The organism is Streptomyces sp. NPDC005784, assembly GCF_042871525.1.
Lineage (GTDB): Bacteria > Actinomycetota > Actinomycetes > Streptomycetales > Streptomycetaceae > Streptomyces.
The window spans coordinates 26863-47155 of sequence record NZ_JBIAIQ010000052.1 but is presented as its reverse complement, the minus strand read 5'-3'; the positions used below and the strand labels follow the sequence as shown (position 1 = coordinate 47155).

The window sequence follows — 20293 nt, the reverse complement described above, 5'->3', positions numbered from 1 at the left end:
TGCCCCCCGGGGGGGGTCCGCGGGCCCGGGCCCCCCCCCCCCCCCGTCGGGCGGGGGGGGGGGCGGGGGGGCCCGGGGGGGGGGGGGGCCCGGGGGGGGGGGGCGCCGCGCCCCCCCACCCCTCCCGTTCGGGCCCCTTTTTTCTTTTCGCCGGGAAGGGGAGGGGGCCACTCCACGGCACCGCACCGTGGCGGGTACCGCCCGGCAGCCGACCGCAGACCGTACACGCGGAAACATCTCTTGCAGCGACGCAGGGGTTTCTTCTAATTACCCTTCTGGAATCCGAATTACAAGGTTGACCAACCCCTCAAGAGAACGTAGATTTACCTATGTCGAAGGGGGGTGGGGATAGAAAAAGAAAAACCGCCCGCCGGGAACGTCAGCAACGAATAGACCAACGCGGTAACTGATCCTTTAAAACTCCATAGAGTGCTTAATTTGAATCCGCAGAACATTGACGTGAAATCAAGAGCCTGAATTCCGCAGGGGGCAGGGCAAAGCCCCCGGGAACCCACACCTCTGAATGGAGTCACCTACGTGACTGACACCCCGATTTCCATGACCGATCTCGCCATCGCCATCCGAGAGGGGGCGACGCTTGAGGCGAACCACAACTTCGGCAAGTCGGTGCTGTTCACCCTCCCCAGCTCCGGGGACGAGGTCGCAGTGTGGCCTGCGCCTTCCAAGCCCTCCTCGCCTCTGACCCTGTTCTGGCTGCGCCGGTCGCCGGAGGGCCAGAAGATCGCGCGCGGTGAACTGTCCTGGACCAGCGACCCGAAGCCGCTCGTGCAATGGGCGATCGGCATGGCGTACTCGGCCGACGAGATCGGCCCGCAATACGCGCCCGTCCTCGCCACGCTGCGCGAGCACAACGTGATCGCCAACATCGTCCCCGTCCAAGGGGTCGGCCACCTCCTCCACGTTGCGCTACCGGACTCCACGTACCTGACCATCGGGGGCGACGAGGGGCTGCCCAGCCGAGTCGACCAGGTCGCGAACTGGCACGTGCAGCACGAGGGCGTGAACGAGCACATCGGCGTCATCTATCACGGCCCCGAGCTCCACAAGATGGTCAGCACCACCCAGCGCTACTTGCAGGCCACTGCCACCCGCTACGGCGGCCATCATCCGCTCGGGGCCTCGGTGCCTGACGAGCCGGAGGACGGGCCGGACAAGCTCTACGGCCTCATCTCCGACCTGTCCGACCTGCGACGCCTTGACCACACGACCCCCGGCGGCGCCCTGATGACCATCTTCGACGCCGACGGCTACAACGGCGCCACCATCGCCGTCCCGGCCGAAATCGTGACCCGCCTCTGCCGCCTCCTCTCCGTGGAGCGGCAGTTCATCGAGACCTACGGCGGCTAACAGCCGACGCACATCCCCAGCGTGCCGGGCCCGGAGGGCAAACCGGGCCCGGCACGCACGAACCCACAACCACAGACGGACACATGACCACCCGCATTCCCCGGGCTCACAACCACTGGCCCCTGGCGCTCTCCGGCCACTACACCAGCGACCCCGAACCAGCGAGGCTTCCCGACCACATTCAGACGACGCCGCTGCTGTGGGCATCCCCGCCCTGTCCGCCGACCTTGAGCACCGCAGGCCAACGGCCCTCCCCGCAGGCCGAGGACCCCCGCTCCCGTATCGCCCGCCTTCTGGCAGTCGAACTCAGTACCTCTTCCACCTGGGACTTGATCCGCGAAGCGGAGACCCGCAATTTCGAGGTGATCACGGTCGAGAACGTCATCGACACCGCGGTCTGGTTCAGCTGCCAGACCCGCAGCGAGTAACTGCGCCGCAGCCTTTCCACCGCGTCAGGACCGGAGGGCAAACCGGTCCTGACGCGCCCGGAACCCACACACGCAGGAAGAGCATTTGAGCTACACATTCACCGACATGTACGCGGGCGCGGGCGGCTCCAGCACGGGCCTGGTCAATGCAGGCCTCGAACTCAAACTCGCCGCCAATCATTGGCAAGTCGCGGTAGATACGCACACCGCCAACCATCCCGACGCCGAGCATCTGTGCGCCGAGCTGGAGTACTACGACATGAGGCGCCTCCCGAGGTCCGACATCCTTTGGGCTAGTCCCATCTGTACGGAGATAAGTCCCGCCGGGGGCCGCCCCCGGACCAAGGGGCAAGTAGACGACGAGGAATGGAAGGCCCTTCCGGACAAGGCGTTCCAGCGGACCCGGGCCACTGCTTTCGAAGTCATCCGCGCCGTGACCATCCACCGCTACAAGGCCGTATTGGTCGAGAACGTCATCGAGTTCGCAACCGACTGGGAATTGTTCGACTGGTGGCTGTCCGGAATGGCACAGCTGGGCTACGAATACCAGATCGTCTGTGTCTCCTCGGCCCACATCGGGGACGCGTTCAATCTCCCCGCTCCGCAGTGGCGCGACCGGCTGTACATCGTCTTCACCCGGACCGGGATGCGCCTGCCGGACGTGAAGCCGACGCCGCTTGCGTTCTGCGAAGTCTGCGACCAGGACGTGCACGCGGTGCAGACCTGGCGCAAGCCCCGTAAGCCCCGCAAGGGCCAAAAGCCCCGGAGGAGCGGAGTCGGCAAGTACGGCGTGCAGTACGACTACACGTGCCCCTGCGGCCACGGGCTCGTGGAGCCGTACGTCCAGCCCGCGTCCTCCATCATCAACTGGGAGGACGGAGGCATACGCATCGCCGACCGTCACGAGCACGGGCTTGAGCCACTGGCCGAGAACACCATTGCTCGCATTGAGGCGGGGCTGGAGATGTTCCCCGAGGACCCCTCGGTGGTGACCCTGAACCACAGCGGCCACGACGGCCGCGCGTTCCGGCCGGACACGGCCCCGCTGCCGTCCCGGTGCGCGAAGATCGGGGAAGGGCTGCTCGTTCCGCCCGGGGTCTTCCCGTACGCCACTTCGTCCCCGGATCTGGCGGCTCCGCCGTTCGTCGTCGAGCTCCGCAACCACGGCAAGGCTCGCCGGGTCGACCGGCCGCTGTCCGTGGTCACGGCGGGCGGCAATCACCACGGGCTGGTCATCCCGTACCGGAAGGGCGCGAAGGCCAAACCGACGTCCGAGCCGCTACACACCCTCTCCACGCACGACTCGGCCGGTCTCCTGCGGCAGGCGGCACGGATCGAGGACTGCCACTTCCGAATGCTCAAGTGGCGCGAGCAGATGAACGCCCAGCGTTTCCCGTCCAGCTACATCGTCACGGGCACCAGCAACGCCGCAAAGACGGTCCAGGCCGGAAACGCGGTGAGCTGCAACGTCGCGCAGTGGCTCGGCGAGCGCGTGGCCGCCGTTCTGTAACTCCCGTGGGGCCGCCCCGGCGGCGGCCCCACGGCACTCTCCCCTTCAGCCGGGCCCGGAGGGCAAACCGGGCCCGGCGCCCACAAGCCGAAGGAGCGCCGCATGGTCTTCCCAGACCCCCAGCACGAGGCCCGCGAACGCGTCGCCCGTACCGTCCAACACACCCGCACCGCCCGAGAGGCGGTCCGGCTCCTGCTCACCCGGGGCATCCGCCCTCATGTGACCCGTTCCCGCCCGACCGAGTCGCCGTGGGTGGACGTGACGTTCGCCCACGGAGCCACCTCCGTCAGGTGGTTCAACACCTATTACCGCAACGGGCACAGCGTGCGCTTCAAGCTCCTGCCGCTCACCCTGGTGCCCACCGTTCTCGCCGCCGTAAGCAGCGCCCCTGACAGCGAGTTGGCCGCCTTCCACGACCCGAAGGACTACGAAGGCGACGCCGCTCGGTGGCTGGACGAGCAGACCACCGGTCTGCTCGGCGTGGTCGACAGTCGCCCGATGCCCGGCTACGACGAGGAGTCGTCCGACACGCCGACCTACTCCTCGGAGTTGTCCGGACGCTGGCAGGTGGAGGCGATCACTCACCTGGAGCTGTCCGGCCCCGATATGACGGCCGTGTGCCACCTGGAGATCCTCCGCCTCAGCGAGTCGGCGGCTCACGCGGTCATCACCGCGTACGTGGGCGAGATCTCGCCGCGTTGATCCAGCCGGCTGTCCTGGCGGGCGCCACCCCGGCGGCGGCCAGGGCAGCCGGGCTGACCGACCTTGCTGCCCGGGATCCGGGCAGCCCCACCGAACACCCAACCTGGGAGAAAGCAATGCCGAAGAACCTCAGTACCGTTCCGCCGTGCGGCAGCGCGTGCGGCGCCCAGCTCGAACTCTTCGCCCCGCCGCCCCGGCTCGCGCCAGCCGCCGAGTTCGACTGGGACCGCAACGATGTCGTGATCGTCGGCGACAGCGGCGGGAAGGACTCGGGTGTCCTCGTGCACGAGGTGTGCACGCAGGCTGATCAGGCGGGCCAGCTGCACAAGGTTCGGATCTTGCACTGTGACCTCGGCCGTACCCCGAATGGGCACCTGATCGAGTGGCCGGGCGCGCTCGACGTTGCCCGCCGCCATGCCGCCCTGTACGGCGTGCCGTTCGTCGTCCGCCGCAGTCGGCGGTGGCCGTCCCTGTGGGACCGGATCATGGACCACGGCAATTGGCCGGGCTATTTTGCGCGATTCTGCACGTCGGATACGAAGACCGCCGTCGGCCGCGACTACGTCGACGAGGTCGCCGCCGAGCTGCGGCTCGGCCGCCCTATCCGGGCAGGGTACGCGATGGGCATGCGGGCGGAGGAATCCCGGGCCCGCGCCAAGAAGCCGGTCATCGAGCAGCACCGCATGACCGCGAAGACGCTGCGTGAGGTCACGACGTGGCTTCCGGTCCACCACCTCAGGACGGACGAAGTCTGGAAGGCCCACCGCGATCACGGTATTCCGTGGCATCCCGCCTACGAGCACGTGGGACGACTCAGCTGCCGTGCCTGCCCACTGGCCAAGCGAGCGGACCTGATCGCGTCCGCGCGGATCAACCCGGAGATCTTCGCGGAGTGGGCCGGAGCCGAGGAGCGTATGGGCAAGCCGTTCAAGAAGAACCTCACCCTCAAGCAGATCATCGAACTCGCCCGGAGCTGACTGGCCAAGGGATCCACCCCAGCCGCAGATCACCGCCTGCCTCAACCCCGCCCGGACGGATGCCCGGAAATCCTCAAAGAACCCTGCAGTTCGGGGTCCCAGAGAGCCGAAACACCGTTGACCCCAACTCGCGAGAAAGATAGTTTTACCTATGTCGAGACGGGGTCAACGTCTCCGGGTGCGGCCTCTCATCTTCATCGAGCCGCCCGAGTCGACCGTCTCGATTCCCGGCCGGAGCACGGAAGGGCAAACCGCGCTCCGGCACCAAACCCACAACCGTGAAAGGCAGTTGCATATGGACTTCACCGGACCTCTCGACATCGAGGCGCCCACCGATTACTCCACCCACATCAAGTCGACGGCGGCGGAGCTGGGGCACGCTCACCTGGCCTACGCCCTCCGCTGGGTCGGCGAGGACGGCACGAAGATCGACCGCGAGGGCCACGTCATCGCGGAGGGCTGGGCCACGGCGCCCGATGGCTGGGAGACGTTCAACGCCTCCTACGCCCCCGAACTGGCCGGGGAGATCTGCGCCAGCCTCCTCGCCTACGTGTGGGAGGCAGCCGGGATCGAGGGCCTTCGGCTCTCCCTGCGGACCGCGCTCAACTCCCTGGCCGAAGACCTCGACTGACGCCCCGTCCTCCGATCTCTCCGGTGCGCGGCAGGGCAAAGCCGCGCACCGGAGCCGAACCCACCAACGCGAAGGACCACCCCATGCAGACACACGCCATGCGCACCGCAGCCCGCGAGCGGCTCACGGCCGCGCGGCATCAGCTGGATCTGACCCTGGCCGTGCTGGAGTTCCGCCAGAGGGCAGCAGCGAGGCACAAGCGACAGATCAGCCGGACGGACGGCCGTCTCGTCCAGTTCCGCGACGAACAGCGGCTCCTTCCTGCCGACTTCAGCGGTGAGCGGATCGAAGCCGCGGAGGAGCAGCGGATGGTCCGCGAGCACTCCCTCCGGGAAGAGACTGCCCTCACGGCCGCCTATGAAGTTGTTGCCGCCGCCCACCGGCTGACCCTCGGCGCGGCACACCGCGAGGTGCACCCCGTGCCCGAACGAGGAACCGTGATCGCTCCGGCCAATCCGGTCGCGCACGCCGTCAACTACACGGCGGCATACACCAGTTCACACGACGGTGACGAGACCGAGCGCCCCTCTTCTCTGTCGGCCGACCGCGTCGAATTCGTCCTCAGTCAGTGGCAGAAGGTTCCGTACGCGCGGACCCTCCTCGATGCATCGTGCACGTACACCGTGGCCCTGCCCGGCAGCTACATCGAGCTGCGCCCCGTCGACGAGCCCGCGCCGACCGAGGGCGACGTGCTGCACGCCGCCCTCAGCGCGTACGGCCTGCCGTCCTATCCGATGTGGGAGTGCGGCATCACGTACCGCGTGATCCCGCTCGACATCGCCGCCACCGGTGAGGACGTCCACACGGGCCCGCGCCTGTTCGTCCAGTCCTTCGAGCACGCGACGCGGCCGATCGAGGACCACGATGAGCCGTGGGCGATCACGCTACACAACGCTGACGGCGACGAGATCGACACGCTGTACAGCGGTTCCCACGTGCCCCAAGGCATCGCCGAGGAGTCCGCCGACTGCGCGAAGTTCGCCGCTTCATGGATCCGCGACAACGCGCACGCGCACCTCCCCGGGATCTGACTCAGCCCTTGAAGTCCGGGCCGCGGACACGCACGACCGCCCGCGTCCCGGACTCGGCCCGTCACTTCGTCCAGCCGGCGAACTACCGTCCGGCCGCATTCGAAAGGCAACCGAGCATGGACACCCCGTCCCGTATCAAGACCCGCACCGACCGCGGCGAAGCTGCCGTGTGGGAATACCTCGACACCTCGTGTGTCGGCGCCGTCTTCAACCAGGACCCCGCCGTCCGCGGCATGCGCGCCGTCCTGGCCTGCGGCCGAGACTGGTGGACGGCCGGGTGGGAGGAACTCCGCACCAGCCCCGCCTTCCGCAGCGTGGCGGAGACCGCCATCACCACGCTGTTCGGCGACGTCCTGCACTACTGGACCCGCCGCAACCTCAACAACTTCGACTTTTTGCAGCACCGCGTCTGGGACCTGCGCGGGGAATTCGAGCCCTTCGACTTCGGCAGGTTCGTCGACGAAGCGGAACTCGCGGCCCTGGCTCCGTCCGACGTAGCCGAGGTCATCGCCCGCTTTCTGGCCGATCTGCTGCTGTGCGCCGAGCGGCTGAACCTCAGCTCCGAGGACCTCTTCAAGAACGGACTGCGGTTCTTCGTCGCCGACCTGAACCAGCTGAAGTTCGAACAGCTCCCACGCGCCGAGCAGCAGGCGCACATCGCCCTGGCCACCCTGGCGGACCTGAAGCTCATCGTTGACTTCCGGCCGCACGGCGACGAAGGCAGCGGCATGTGGCAGGTCCAGGAGAACCCGGTCGACCGTACGGTCCTGCTCACCGCAGAGGTCATCGCCTACGCCGAGCGACGCCGCGCCCTCCTCCCGCCGCGCCCGGAGAAGCCCGGAAGCACCCGGACCGATTCCTTCCCGAACTGAACCGAACCCCTCTCGTCCACCGTCCGGCAGGGCAAGCCGAGCGGCGGACCCGGAACCCACGCCGTTCCTGGTGGGCGGACCAAGCCGGTCCGCCCACCAGGAACGGCCCACGAGCGGAGCCCATGTCCACCACCGCGAGCACGCCAGCCGACCCCGGCGCGGACTTCGAGCGGGCGGCACGCCAGGCCCTGCGCCTGGTCACGCCAGCCAGGTTGCGCCTGGTCGCCGCGCGGCCCCGGCGCACAGCCACGGCAGTCCCTCCCACAGATGCCGACGTGGAGGCCCTCGCAATCAGCGTCGGCGTCCTCAGCCCTGTAGACGCCGGGCCCCGCTGACCGGCCCCGGCTGCTCAAGCTGGACGGCTTGGCCGCCTTCTTCCTCTCCACAACGCCCCGGCAACGCAATCCCCCCGTCGAAAGGCACGTCTCCCATGAACAACCCTGCCGCCACTCCCGTCGCCGCCGTGCTGCTGCACGCCCTGGCCGTCCTTGAAGTCCCCGGTTTCCTGGAACTCGGAGAGGACTTCGTCATCGCCCACCCCCCGCATCTTCCCCAGGACAAGGCCCTGCACAGCGAGCACGTCATTCTCTGCACCCCCCGCTATGTCAGCGGCCCCGTTGCCCAGTACACGGGCGGCCTGTGCGCCATGGCATACGAGGGCTACGACGGCTCGGACTACTGCGACATCGAGCGGGTCTACGAGGCAGAACCCGGAGGGGACCTCATGGCCCACGGCGCCGCGTGCGCGAAGGCGGTCGCCGACTGGTTTGCCTCGCGCCAGGCAACCGCCGAGGCTTCCGGAGACGAGAGCGGGGCCGACGACACGGACGAAGTCCGTACCAGCACCACCGAAGTGTGCTGACTTGGGCAAAGCCGCCGGCCCCTGGAACCCACAGCCAGCGAAGCGCCCAACGACAGCGCGGCACCATCTGAGGTACCCAACAGTGTAGAGCCTTGCATCAGACAGGATGAGCACGATGACCACGACCAGAGAACAGTTCGAGCAGCGGCTCGCGCAGCTCCGGCCCGACGCCCAGGAGCTCACCCGCAAGGACTTCGCGCACCTCGCCGGCGTCGCCGAGAAGACGGTCCGCAACTGGCTGGACGCCGACCCGGGCTTCGTGTCCAAAGCCCGGACCGGCGCACGGCGGGCCCAGCTCTTCCCCTTCGAGGAGGGCGCCGAGTGGGTACGCAAGCAACTCTTCGGCCTCAGCAAGGAGGCGCCGGAAGTGCGGACGGGCCCCCGGCTCTCCGCCGAACCCCAGCGCATGACCTACGCGCCTGGCGAGCGGTGGCGGTGGGTTGATATGGCAAGGCTGCGCGGTGTGACGCCGACCGCCGTACGGGTCCTCGCCGCCGAGTACCAGGACCACCCCGAGCGTCCGTTTCCGCCCCGCGACGACTTCGACCACATGTGCGACGCCGCCGAGGTCTCGAACTGGTTCCTCTGGTACGACACCACCCGCCCGGGATACACCGGCCCTCGGCCCGCCGAAATCGCAGCTGAGTCAGGTACGAAGGACACTCGCCGCAAGGAGGTGACCAGGCGCCTGAAGACGGCGATCGACAAGGGCGAAGACCTCACCACTCAGATGGTGGCCGAGGAATTCGACGTGAGCACCGATGTCGCGGCCCGATATCTGAGGCAGGCGGCCGAAGCTGTCCTTCCGGGACGCGGTCTGATCTCCCGCAGCCAGATGGCCGAGCGTCTGCCCGCAACGTCCACCTCACTCACGCCCGGCCAGCGCCGAGAACGGGTAAAGACTCTCCTCAAGCGCAAAGGCGCCCCCGCCCCAGCTATCACGGTAGCCGGTACGCCCTACTACAACGAAACGGCCATCGCCGAGCTTCTCGCCCCTTCCGAGTGACCACGCCGACTACCGCGTCTCCGATCGGACGGGCCGCGGTCGGCATTCTCACCTTCGCATCCCGGCGATCGAGTGTGGGGCCCTCGGCGGGAGGGGTGCAAGGACGGGCTTCGCCGCGTCCTTGCACCCCTCCCGTTCGGGCCCCGCTTTTTCTTTGCCGGGATGGGGAGGGGGGCATCCACCGGCACCGGACCGGGGGCGGCTCGGCGCCGTAGCCGTGTGCGGCAACACGAGCTTCCGCACAACCCAACGGCACTACGTCCCGGACGAAATCCGCAGAGACTGCCCCCTGTTGGGCCCGGATATCACGTTGACCACCCCACCCAAGAAAGATAGATTTACCTATATCGAGAGGGGGCAGGGCAAAGCCCCCGGAACCCACGCTCACCGAGGAGATCACCTTGGCCGAGGACACCGAAGACACCGAGCAGACCGAGTTCTGGATGGTGTGCGAGACCGGCGACATCGAGCCGTTCGACGACTACCACGACGCCTACGAGGCGCTGACCTCCGCCGTCAAGCGTGACGTCGAGAAGCACGGCGAGGAGACGGCCCGCGAGTCGGGTGTGATCCACCCGTACGGCTACACGATCAACGTCATGCGCGACGGCCGTGACGTCACGGAGGACTGGGAGCGCAACGAGCCGTACAAGCCGCTGAGCATGGACTGAGTGCCGCCCGGCTCCAGCTTGCCAGCAGCGAGTCGGGATCCAGCGAATCGCCGGGATGCGCGGCTGCGCCCACGCACGAGCTCGCTCGTGAACGTCGTCGGACGCACGAGCCGGCCGGAACGCCGCGCCCGGCACCCATCCCCCCTTTTCCGCTCTTCAGGGCGCCCTCCACGCGCCCCGCAGCTTCCGGCCGGGGAGCAACCGGCCTGCTTCGAAAGGACTCAATCATGCGTATCACCATCGCCCCGCACGCCCCCGAGGCGCGCGCCGCACACGGCGGATACACCGCCTTCCCCGTACGCGTGGCCCCTCTGCTCGCCATGCGCCTGACCGTGATGCGGGAGTACGCGGCGGCCCGTAACCACGTCGCGGTCTGGGCCGAGACCGCCAAGCAGGTGCACGAGGCCATCGCCGCCGTGTGCTTCGCCCAGGTCGGCCGTCGCCGCAAGTACCGCCGGATCGCAAGCCGTGTCGCGCTGGACGCCATCGTGGCGTACGAGAAGGCGTACGCCGTCTCTCTCTCGCGCGACGACGCGGGCCACTACCACCCCGAGCCCGGCACCGAATACCCGTTCGCCGTCTCCGACATCGGCCGCGCCGCCGCCGATCTCCTCGGCGACGAGTGGTTCGCAGACTCCGGTTCGTGGGGCGTGCGCTGCTACCTCCAGGCAGACGGCGAGAACGGCGGCTACACCCTCGCCGTTTCCGACAGCGGAGTCCTGTACGTCGAGACCCTCCCCGAGGCACACCGCACCGACGTCGTCGACGTGTGGTCCAGCGACCGTCTCGGCGACATAGCCGCCCGCGTCGCCGACACCATCCGCGAACTCTGCAAGGGCGACTGACCCACCCCGCGCGACCGCGCCCCGGCCACGAAACCGGTCGGGGCGCGGTCGCCGCCCGGAGAGCACCCGGTCCACCGTCCCGAAGCGAAGGACACCACCCGCCATGCCCCTCCTGTACACGCGCGCCCAGATCCGCGACGCCCTCACCAACGGCCTGACCATGGCCGCCGACGAAGCCCATCTCTCCAGCTCCGCCGCCCGATTCACGTGGGCCCGGACAGCCGCCATGACCCTCCTGGAAAAGCCGGGCGCTGCGTGGGCCGAGGTGAAGAGCGAGCACGGCAAGGCCACCCCGGACGAGCCGCCCGCCGACGACGACACCCCACGGTTCACCCGTGACGAGATCTCGCAGGTCGTGAGCAACGGCGTCGACCTCGCCGCCGAGCACAACGGGCGCGCGATCCCCGACGACCTCGACAACTTCGTCGTGAACGCCGCGCTCACTCTCCTCGACAACCCGGAAGCCGACTTCCGCCAGGTCGTCGCGGAGTGCTACGGCGAGCGCCCGAGCGTCGTCCGTTCCTGGCTCTGACCTCCCAGCCGGGGCGCGGCATCCGCGCCCCGGCTCAACCACCCGCCCGGAGACCGACCGGGCAAGCCCCCGACTGAGAGGGAACCCCCAGCCATGACCACCACGGCCCCCAGCATCGTTCGGGAGACCGTTCGGCCGTCCTACACCCGCTACACCCCCACCAACGGCGAGCGGCCGGAGGGCACCGAGTACGGCGTTGACGGATGGCTGTTCACGCTCCCCGGCGAGACGCTCAACGGGCGACGGTTCCCCCAGCGCACCCATGCGGCGTTCCAGGTGTCCGAACACGGGATGCTGTTCTGGATGGTGCGCGAAGTCGGCGGCGAACGGCGGCAGCGCGGCAGCCGCAGCACCAGCCGCAAGGGCGCGGTAGCTCTCGCGGTGAGCGCTGTTGCCAGCGAGCGGGAGCGTGCGGCGGACAACGCGCGGGGCGGCCGTACAGCGGCGCACCGGATCGCCACCCAAGAGCCCGGAGACCAGTACCAGGCGAGGTCAGCCGAGGCCGAGCAGTTGGAGCGCACCCGCAAGAGCGAGGAGAACGAGCGGCCGGTCACGGCGGAAATCCGGCTGGCATACCCGCTCGCCGGGGGCGGTGCGTCGCTGTGCCTGTACGACGCACACGGCAACGAGGTCGACCGCGAGCCGCTGACCGAACGCGGCGCGGCCGGTCGGGAGAACAACCCGGACGGGATCTATCTGGGGTCGCTCACGGCTGGCGCGATGACAGCGGGGCTACTGCGGGCCGCCGGATGGCACCTGATGAAGGACGGGTTCAACTACGCGCCGGGCGAGCAGTGGACGGCGTACCCCGTGCGCGAAAGCGAGGCCGAACAGTGGGCAGCGTGGGCGCCGATGCTGCCCGACGGACACGCCGCTACCCCCCTCGCCCGCGTGGCGATCGTCCCCACCCATGAGCACCTGGCCCTGATAGAGCGCCGGTTCGGGCCCGTGCCGGAGATCCCGGCCGTCGCCGGGCTGGAGTTCAAGCAGATGGGGCGCTGGGGGTGGCGCGCCACCACCCCGACCCGGGTTCTGGTTCTGGTGTGGACCCCGCAGCTCGGCGCAGACCGCTGGTACGTGTGGGACGAGACCGACCGGCACCACATCGTCGGCAGGGCGTGCGGTAACGACGCGTCGGGTGCGGCTGGCGCCCTCACAGCGGCCGGTCTGTCCCTCGCCTGACCGCAGCCGTGCGGCCCCCGGGGGCCGCCCTCGTCCCGCCCGAGAACCGAAACCCAAAGAACGAGAGGAACCCCATGGGACTGCGCATCCCCCGTTTCCATCCGCTCTCCGACATGCCGCTGTTCGAGACACAGCGCGCGCTGCGCGGCCACAGCTTCTACCCGGGCGCGCGTGTGCTGCGCTCCCTCGCACCCTGCGACCCTCGCCGCAAGCCTGAGGCGTCGCCGTGCGTCGTCTACCACTCCCCGTGGGGCCACATCGTCGTGACCGAGATCGACCCGAAGACGCTGAACGGCTACGGCTGGACCTGCCTGCGGAGCTTCCCCGACGGCGCCGAATGGGGAGACCTCGGATACATGGGCGACTTCGAGAAGAAGCGCGGCACGCCGTGGGAGTTCTGGGAGCGCGACCTGCACTCCCAAGACCGTACGGCCGCCGCCGCCATCGCCCGCATCCTCCGGCGCTTCGATCCTCCCGTACACCGCGACTCGCGCCAAGAAGAGCAGCAGGCGCACGAGCCCGCCGCCCCGGCCGCCCCGGCCGTGGCCCGCGTGCCGCGCGCCCCCCGAGGGGCCATGGGCCAGCGCTGAAGCCGACAGCCGGCCCGGGGGCGCGCACCCCGGGCCGCGACTCTCCTCAAGGAGCAGAGCATTAGCCGCACACCTATCGACTGGGACGACGACGCACTGATCCACGACTACACGGTGCTGCGCATGTCCACGCCCGCTCTCGGCCGCAAGTACGGCGTGCATCACGCCAGCGTGCACCGCCGCCTGCTCGTGCTTGCTGAACAGGGCAGGGTTCGCCTGCGCAACGACCGCGAGGCGAACGCCGCACGGCGGCCCCGCTTCACGGATGCCGAACTGGCGCCCGTGGCCAGCGAACTCGCCGTCTCCGTCGATCAGTTGCGTGACGCCCTGGCCCGGCACCACATCATCGCGCACCAGCCGACGAGCCAGCCCGCTGCCCGGGTCCCGGGCCGCCGACTGCCTCCCGCCGACTCACCCGCGCCCCATCAGGAAGGACCCTCGCCCTCGTGACCGCCACACTGTGCGCCAGGCACAGCCAATCGTGAGCAGCGAAGCCGCGACCCCCGTACCGACATCCGCTTGGCCGGTACGGGGGCCGCGGCCTTTTGTGTTCGCTGCCTGTGCTGTCGCCCCTAAGGGTGTGCTGGCGGAGTCACCCAGGACTGCGGGTTCCGGATAGTGGGCCCGGGGGGCGCCGCGGCGGGGTACTGGGGTACCTGCGGTGCGGGGTGGGCGGCCGGTACCAGCTGCTGCGGGTAGGGGCCGGTCTGGCTCCCGGGGGTGCGGGCCGGGGGTACACAGCGGAGCTTGGTCCCTGCGTACAAGGTGACGCTCCAGGCGGGTTGGTCGCTGAAGAGGCGCCACATGGGTTTGCCATCGACCATCGTCTTCTCATAGCGGCCGAGCCGGAAGCCGATCGTCGTTCCCCCTTCGTCCTCCACCTCCATCATGAGGCCGATCCACTCGGGGTTGAGGTCCTCGATCGGCCGTTCGACCGTCCTGTTGGGTGTCATCCCTTCCCCTCTCACATCGAGGCCGTGCTTTCCTCTGCCGGCTCGGACGGCGTCGGCCTACGCGGCGTGTCCGCCCGCGTGTCCGCGGCGGTAACAGGCTGGTCGGTCGGCGTCTCGTGTGCGGTCGCCGTGGCCGCTGCGGGGCGGTGGCCCGGTGCAGGGTCTTCCTGCGTGCTGCTGGACTCGGCGGCGGCGAGCTTGCGGACTGCTTCCACGGACTCGCCGAGCCGGTCGGCGACGGAACGGACGCCGTCGAGCTTGAGCATCTGGCCGACGCTCTGGGCTTGTCGGTCCCGCAGCTTCTCCTTCGCGGTCCTGGCCTGGCCGCGTAGCCGGGCGGCGTAGGCGGCGATCTTCTCCTCCGCCTCCGTGGTGACGTCCTCGATCTCCTGCGCTGTCAGTTCGTAGTCGGTGGCCAGGTCCTCCAGCCGCCGCTCTCGCTCCCAGTGCTCGGCCCGGCGTGCGCGCACTCGCTCGCGTGCGTCGACCTCCCGCGCCGATTTCCGCGGTCTCCGTTGAGCCATCCAACTCGCCTCCCCTGAACGGTGGGTTCTGGGTCATTGTGGCCGATGAATACACGCTCGCCACATGGGGAATTGGTGGCCTTGTCTCAATGACGCATCCAGAGGCATTCAGAGGCATTCAGAATCACTTGATCTTGCCTGTGGATAACGCGAACTGCGGGTTTTCCGCAGGTCCGCTCAGGAGAGCGGACCTGCGGAAAACCGGGGGCGCTTCGCGGTCCGTGAAGAAGGAAGGTGCAGGTCGGCTCGTTGGCTCGGCTCGTTCCTCGCTCACCAACTCCCCCTCCCTGCACCCCCCTTCTTCACGGTCAAAGCTCTTGCATTCACAATGACACAAGGTAATCTGAGTGCATGATGACCATCCACAAGCTCTCAGCTGGGGATGGCTATCGCTATTACACGCACGAGACCGTCACCGGAGATGTACGCCGTTCCGCAGACCGTGACCTGGGCGATTACTACACGGCGGAGGGAAATCCCCCGGGCGTATGGGTGGGCGGTGGAATCACGGAACTCGGCGTCTTCGGCACGGTGACCGAGGCGCAGATGGAAGCCCTGTACGGAGAGGGGCTGCACCCGAACGCGGACGAGATCATCAAGGCGGCCGTGGACGAGGGGCTCTCACCCGCCGAGGCCACCCGACGCGCACGGCTGGGGCGCCGCTTCTACCGGTACGACCAAACCGCCGGCCCTCTCGCAGCGAAGATCCAGGACGAGATTGAGGCCCTCGAAGCCCGCAAGGGAGAGGCGGCCACCGCCGATGAGCGCAAGAAGGTACGTGCCAAGGCCGGCGCCATCGCCTTCCGGGCGGACTTCGGCCGCTCTCCCAAGGATGCCGAGGAACTCGCCCGCTACATCAGCGCCAACACCGCCTCGAAGCAGCAGGCAGTTGCCGGATACGACTTGGTCCTGCGTCCTCCGGAGGAGATCGGCAAGGGCCTGTTCGGCGCGGGCGACGAGGACGTCTGCCGGATCACGATGGAGTGCGACGACGAAGCGGTCCTTGAGACGATCGGCTGGATCGAGAAGCACGCGCTCGCCACCCGGACGGGCATCAACGGCGTTGCCCAGGAAGACGTGCGGGGCGGACTGGTCGCCACCCTCTTCAAGCACTACGACAACCGGCTCGGCGAACCCCTTCTCCACCATCACCTGGTCGTGGCGAACAAGGTCCGCGGGGCCGACGGCAAGTGGCGCTCGATCGACGGGAAGCTGCTGTACGCGATGGGAGTTGCCGCCTCCGAGTTCTACAACCAGGTCGTTGTCGAGAAGGTGTGCGCGCGGCTCGGGCTGGAGGCCGAGGAGCGTGAGGTCACCCCGGGCAAGCGGCCGGTCATGGGGATCAAGGGCTTCGACCGCGGGGTGCTGCAGCCGCATTCGAAGCGCACGAAGGACATCGGCAGGCGGCTGGAGGAACTGCTGCAGGCTTACCGTCAGCAGCACGGCAAGGAACCGGGGACAGCGGCCCGGATGGCGCTCATCCAGCAGGCCACGCTGGAGACCAGGCCGGCCAAGAAGAACGGGCGGTCCCTGGCCCAGTTGCGGGCGGCATGGCGCAGGCAGGCCATCGCCGCCGTCGGCCGGGAACGGGTCGACGCGCTGCTGCGCACGGCGCAGGCGCACACGTCCGCACCCGGTGACGGCGGTAGCGATCCTGCCGAGATCGATGTGGTGCAGGCCGCTGAGGACGTCCTTGCCGTGGTGTCCGATGCGCGAGCCGTGTGGGGCGAGCGGCATGTGCTGGCCGAGGCGCGACGCCACGTCGTACGACTCACCCGGGGCCGCAGCTCGGCTGCCGACGGACTCGCCGAACGCATCACCGAACGCGTGCTGGACCACAATTCGCTGAGCATCACACCGCCCGACCTGCACCGGCCGTTCGCCCCACTCTTGCGGGCCGACGGCACGAGCATCTACCGGCGCCACGAGTCCCTCCTGTACACCTCGCGTGAGGTCCTGGCCGCAGAGGACCGGGTCTTGAACGCGGCGCGCACCGTGGTGGTCCCCGCGCTCACCGGGGACCGGTTCACGGAGGCCGCCGACCACTTCCAGGGCCATGCGCTCGATGCCGGACAGCGTCGGCTCGCGAAGGCGTTCGCCTGCTCAGACCGCCTCGTCGTCGGCGGCATCGGCCCCGCCGGCGCAGGCAAGACCACCGCACTCCAGCTCGTCCGCGACGCAGTGGCCGCCGGGGGCGGACGACTCATACCTCTTGCCCCCTCCTCGCGAGCGGCGAAGGTCATCGAAGGCGATCTCGACACCACGGCGTACACGCTGCACGGCTGGCTCGCCCAGCGCGACCAGCTGACCGAAGGCAGCATCGTCCACCGCGTGTTGAAACGGCGCAGTAGCAAGCGCCGGAAGACCGTCTCGGAGGAATACGCGCTGCGTCCGGGCGACGTCATCGTGGTGGACGAGGCGGGCATGGCGGGTACGCGGAATCTCGCCCGCGTGGTGGCCGAGGCCGAGTCCGCCGGCGCCCTGGTCCGGCTCATCGGAGATCCCGCGCAGCTCGGTTCGATCGAGTCGGGAGGCCTGCTGCGCCAACTCGCCCGCGATGTCGGCGTGGTGGAATTGGAAGAACTCCACCGCTTCCAGACCGAGGGCGAGGGAGAGGCAACCCTTGTCCTGCGCGACGGTGACCCGGCTGATGCCTGGAGCTGGTACCTGGACCAGGGTCGGGTCGTGGGCGGCGCCCGCGAGGAGATGCTCGGCGCTGTCTTCGCCGGGTGGCAACGCGACGTCGAGGCCGGTCTGAAAGCGCTCATGATGGCCGACGACGCCGAGATGGTCCGCGAACTCAACCTGCGGGCCCAGGCCTTCCAACTCGCCTCCGGCCGACTCGACCTGAGCCGGACCGCCCGGTTGCGCGACGAGCTCCAAGCCGCGGTCGGCGATGTCATCGTGACCCGCAAGAACCAGCGCAAACTCGCCTTGCTCGGGGGCCGCGACTACGTGAAGAACGGCGATCAGTGGCTGATCGAGCGGATCGACCGGCGCGGCAACGTCCACGCCCGACACACCGGCCACGGCGGACGGATCGTCCTAGCCCGCGGCTACCTGTGCAGGCACGCTGAACTCGGGTACGCATACACCACACACCGCGCCCAGGGCATCACCGTGGACGTCGCCCACGGCCTCATCACCGCGCGCACCTCGCGGGAGGCTGCGTACGTCGAGGCGACCCGGGGCCGCAATTCCAACCACATGTACGTCGTCACCGACGACGCCCAGAACATGCGCGACGTGCTGGACACCGTGGCCCACAGCAGCCAGGCCTCCATCTCCGCTCACGAGATGATCCAGTCCGAACAGGAACGCGCCTACAGCATCGCCCAGCTCGTCGCCGAATACACCGACGTCTACGCCCGCACCACCAGCCAGCGCCTGCAGAACCTCACCCGCCGGGTCCTCGGGCCTGAGGCTGAGATGTTCATCGCCGCGGACGCCTGGGAGGTCGCCGAGCGCTCGCTGCGCGCCGCCGAAGCCGAAGGATGGGACCTCGGCCGACTCATCCGGGTCGCCTTCGACGAGAGGGACTTCACGGACGCCGAAGACCCGGCTGCCGTGCTGGCCTGGCGCATCGACTACCGCGTAGAAGCTGGAGGGCAGGCAGCCGAACGTGCCGCCCGCCGGGAGGCCGAACCGGGTCGCAGCCGCCCGCTGAAGACGCTCAGCACGGAACAGCTGGGGCGCCTTCTGGAACTCGCCGAGCAGCACCGGCGGACCGCCCTGGAGGAACTGCTGCGTGCGGACGCCGCTGTCGACAGCCAGCCGCGGCCGGTCGTGGCAAACGGACTTCCGTGTCCCGCCTGGCCCGACCGGGCACACGGACACCTCACCGGGGCCCAACTCGCCGCGGCCATCGCCCAGGTGCGGGCCCGCATCCGCCGCGCGGAACACGAAGGGGACCACGAAACCGAACGCTCCGCTGCTGTAGAACACGCTCTGCTGCGGCGCGAGCAGCAGCTGCGCAGGGCGATGCCCGCGCGCGAACGGATGCGCGAGGACTGGCAGCGCGAACCTGGTCGTGGCGTTGGCCGCGCCGCCCACCAGCCCGTGGCAGCCACCCGCGCCGAGCGTACTGCCAACCTCCAGCGCCAGGACACGGCCCGGGAACGACTCAAGCGCGCCCAGCTCATTGCCGCCAAGATCCGAGCCGAACAGAGGCTGCGCGACGAGCTCCCGCACGGTCCGGCACCGGTCCTGGACAACAGCGGTCACCTGCCCGACTGGATCGCTCCCTCGGCCGCCGTACGGGACATGGACACTCCGGAGAGCTGGCGTCAACACCTGGTCGAGCGGCGCTTCGTGCTCTCCGAACGGCTGGAGCAGATGGGATTTGCCTTGGCCGAGTCCCCGCCCTCCTGGGCCCGGGTCCTCGGCCCGGTCCCCGCCGCGGGAACCGACCTTCGCGAACAGTGGGAGCGCACGGCGGCGGTGGCCGACGTGTGGCGCATCCGGCACGCTCTCGCCGACGACGTTCCCGGTATTGGTGAGCAGCCGGCTGATCCCCGCGACGCCCATGCCTGGTCGATCTTCCAGCAGCGCATCGCCGAGGTCGGCCGCCGCGCCCGCGCGTCCGCCGCCGCGCGGCATCGGCCCGACGAGCCGTCCGGCGGGATGCGGATCGCCGCCCGCACGGCTGAGAACTTCCAGTACCGGCTGCTCGACGCCCACGTTTCCGAACCTGAGGACAGGGAGGCAGTATCGGCCGCCGCCGCAGCATTTGCCGAACTCGCCTTGCGCCGGGCGCTGGAAGGACAGGAGCCCGCTGAGGAGTGGGTCGAGCAGATTCCTTCGCCGGACTCGGAGGACCCCACTCAGCAGGAGCAGTGGCAACTGCTCGTCGCAGCACTCGCCGCCTATCGGATGCTGAACCAGATCGACTCCAACGAGCCTTTGGGAGAGACTCCTGATGAGGTCGAAGAGCGCGAGCGGTGGGCCGAGTTGCACGAGGCCATGACGCTCTTCCAGCGGGCCCGCGTCCAGCAGCGCCTGGGGGAAGTCCGCGCCCACCGCGACGCCGAACGAGACCGGCGCGGCTTGGCCCCTGTCGCATCGGCCATGCCCTCGGACGATGTCGCACGCGGGCGGCGGGCCGACAGTGCACAGGACGAACAGAACCATCACCGACGTAACGGCCCCAACCCGGGACCGCGCCGAAAATCGGGAATGTAAACGAGGAGAAGACAACATGGACGAGCAGAGCGTGAACACCACAGGCGAAGGGCTCACCGACGAACAGCGGGAACTGCTCACGCAGTTCGCCGCCCGGCGAGCCGCACGACTGGCCGTGGCCTCAGGTCGCGCACCGGATCTGTCCGAACTTGAGTCCCGACTGCGGGATATGGACGACGCGTTCACAACTCACCCGGACCGCGACAACCCGCTGGTCCAGGAGAACCACGAACTCAAGCGGTACACGGCCATCCTCGAAGACGCCGTACGAGCCTTCATGGCTGGCGAGTTGGTCGCCGACACGAGGCAATAGCAGAGGGTCTGGGCTCGAAGTCTTTCGCACGCTGTGTATGGCCGCACTGCTCCCGGGGCGGTACCGAACCCCTCCGGCCAACTAACCGCCTCGGACGCTGATTGTGGAGGTGCTG

General features: G+C 68.9%; 20 protein-coding genes. 18 read left to right on the top strand and 2 right to left on the bottom strand.

The features are described from left to right. The first annotated feature begins 537 nt into the window (after positions 1-537). From ACFYR3_RS41365 to ACFYR3_RS41290, 16 genes are all read left to right on the top strand, one after another. Entirely contained in the window at positions 538-1368 is an 831-nt protein-coding gene (locus ACFYR3_RS41365) for a hypothetical protein (protein ID WP_389287347.1), read from the top strand. Positions 1369-1451: 83 nt separating this feature from the next. Then, positions 1452-1796, top strand: a complete 345-nt coding sequence (locus ACFYR3_RS41360) for a hypothetical protein (protein WP_389287345.1) — start codon at positions 1452-1454, stop codon at positions 1794-1796. Positions 1797-1881: 85 nt separating this feature from the next. Then, positions 1882-3306 (top strand): DNA cytosine methyltransferase, encoded by a 1425-nt coding sequence (locus ACFYR3_RS41355; RefSeq protein WP_389287343.1) that lies wholly within the window; start codon positions 1882-1884, stop codon positions 3304-3306. Between the two features lie 102 nt (positions 3307-3408). After that, the gene (locus ACFYR3_RS41350) at positions 3409-4008 is read left to right on the top strand and encodes a hypothetical protein (RefSeq protein ID WP_389287341.1); all 600 of its coding nucleotides are present in this window, start codon (positions 3409-3411) and stop codon (positions 4006-4008) included. Positions 4009-4124: 116 nt separating this feature from the next. Further along, the gene (locus tag ACFYR3_RS41345) at positions 4125-4985 is read left to right on the top strand and encodes a phosphoadenosine phosphosulfate reductase family protein (RefSeq protein ID WP_389287339.1); all 861 of its coding nucleotides are present in this window, start codon (positions 4125-4127) and stop codon (positions 4983-4985) included. Between the two features lie 295 nt (positions 4986-5280). After that, positions 5281-5616 (top strand): hypothetical protein, encoded by a 336-nt coding sequence (locus ACFYR3_RS41340; RefSeq protein WP_389287337.1) that lies wholly within the window; start codon positions 5281-5283, stop codon positions 5614-5616. An 83-nt stretch (positions 5617-5699) separates the two neighbouring features. Further along, positions 5700-6647: a hypothetical protein gene (locus ACFYR3_RS41335; protein ID WP_389287335.1), complete on the top strand. Its 948-nt coding sequence runs from the start codon at positions 5700-5702 to the stop codon at positions 6645-6647. A gap of 116 nt (positions 6648-6763) precedes the next feature. Then, a complete protein-coding gene (locus ACFYR3_RS41330) occupies positions 6764-7519 on the top strand; it encodes a hypothetical protein (RefSeq protein ID WP_389287333.1) in 756 nt (251 codons plus the stop codon). A 430-nt stretch (positions 7520-7949) separates the two neighbouring features. Next, a complete protein-coding gene (locus ACFYR3_RS41325; protein WP_389287331.1) occupies positions 7950-8381 on the top strand; it encodes a hypothetical protein in 432 nt (143 codons plus the stop codon). A gap of 115 nt (positions 8382-8496) precedes the next feature. Beyond that, positions 8497-9387 carry a hypothetical protein gene (locus ACFYR3_RS41320; RefSeq protein ID WP_389287329.1) on the top strand — a complete coding sequence of 297 codons (891 nt, stop codon included), beginning with the start codon at positions 8497-8499 and terminating at the stop codon, positions 9385-9387. Positions 9388-9788: 401 nt separating this feature from the next. Next, positions 9789-10058 (top strand): hypothetical protein, encoded by a 270-nt coding sequence (locus ACFYR3_RS41315; RefSeq protein WP_389287327.1) that lies wholly within the window; start codon positions 9789-9791, stop codon positions 10056-10058. Between the two features lie 227 nt (positions 10059-10285). Beyond that, entirely contained in the window at positions 10286-10903 is a 618-nt protein-coding gene (locus ACFYR3_RS41310) for a hypothetical protein (RefSeq protein WP_389287325.1), read from the top strand. Between the two features lie 103 nt (positions 10904-11006). Continuing rightward, positions 11007-11435, top strand: coding sequence for a hypothetical protein (locus tag ACFYR3_RS41305; RefSeq protein ID WP_389287323.1), 429 nt, complete (start codon positions 11007-11009; stop codon positions 11433-11435). A 93-nt stretch (positions 11436-11528) separates the two neighbouring features. Continuing rightward, positions 11529-12617, top strand: coding sequence for a hypothetical protein (locus ACFYR3_RS41300; RefSeq protein ID WP_389287321.1), 1089 nt, complete (start codon positions 11529-11531; stop codon positions 12615-12617). Between the two features lie 74 nt (positions 12618-12691). Beyond that, on the top strand, positions 12692-13207 hold the full coding sequence (locus ACFYR3_RS41295; RefSeq protein WP_389287319.1) for a hypothetical protein: 516 nt from the start codon (positions 12692-12694) through the stop codon (positions 13205-13207). A 123-nt stretch (positions 13208-13330) separates the two neighbouring features. Beyond that, the gene (locus tag ACFYR3_RS41290) at positions 13331-13657 is read left to right on the top strand and encodes a hypothetical protein (protein ID WP_389287317.1); all 327 of its coding nucleotides are present in this window, start codon (positions 13331-13333) and stop codon (positions 13655-13657) included. Positions 13658-13779: 122 nt separating this feature from the next. On the opposite strand, the gene ACFYR3_RS41285 is transcribed toward ACFYR3_RS41290, so the two are convergent. Both ACFYR3_RS41285 and ACFYR3_RS41280 read right to left on the bottom strand, forming a co-directional pair. Beyond that, on the bottom strand, positions 13780-14160 hold the full coding sequence (locus tag ACFYR3_RS41285; protein WP_389287315.1) for a hypothetical protein: 381 nt from the start codon (positions 14158-14160) through the stop codon (positions 13780-13782). Between the two features lie 11 nt (positions 14161-14171). Beyond that, positions 14172-14684, bottom strand: coding sequence for a hypothetical protein (locus ACFYR3_RS41280; RefSeq protein ID WP_389287313.1), 513 nt, complete (start codon positions 14682-14684; stop codon positions 14172-14174). A gap of 351 nt (positions 14685-15035) precedes the next feature. Here ACFYR3_RS41280 and mobF point away from each other — a divergent pair, with 351 nt between their 5' ends. Both mobF and ACFYR3_RS41270 read left to right on the top strand, forming a co-directional pair. Further along, on the top strand, positions 15036-19865 hold the full coding sequence (gene mobF, locus ACFYR3_RS41275; RefSeq protein WP_389287311.1) for a MobF family relaxase: 4830 nt from the start codon (positions 15036-15038) through the stop codon (positions 19863-19865). A 16-nt stretch (positions 19866-19881) separates the two neighbouring features. After that, positions 19882-20178, top strand: a complete 297-nt coding sequence (locus ACFYR3_RS41270; RefSeq protein WP_389287309.1) for a hypothetical protein — start codon at positions 19882-19884, stop codon at positions 20176-20178. Positions 20179-20293: the final 115 nt, after the last annotated feature.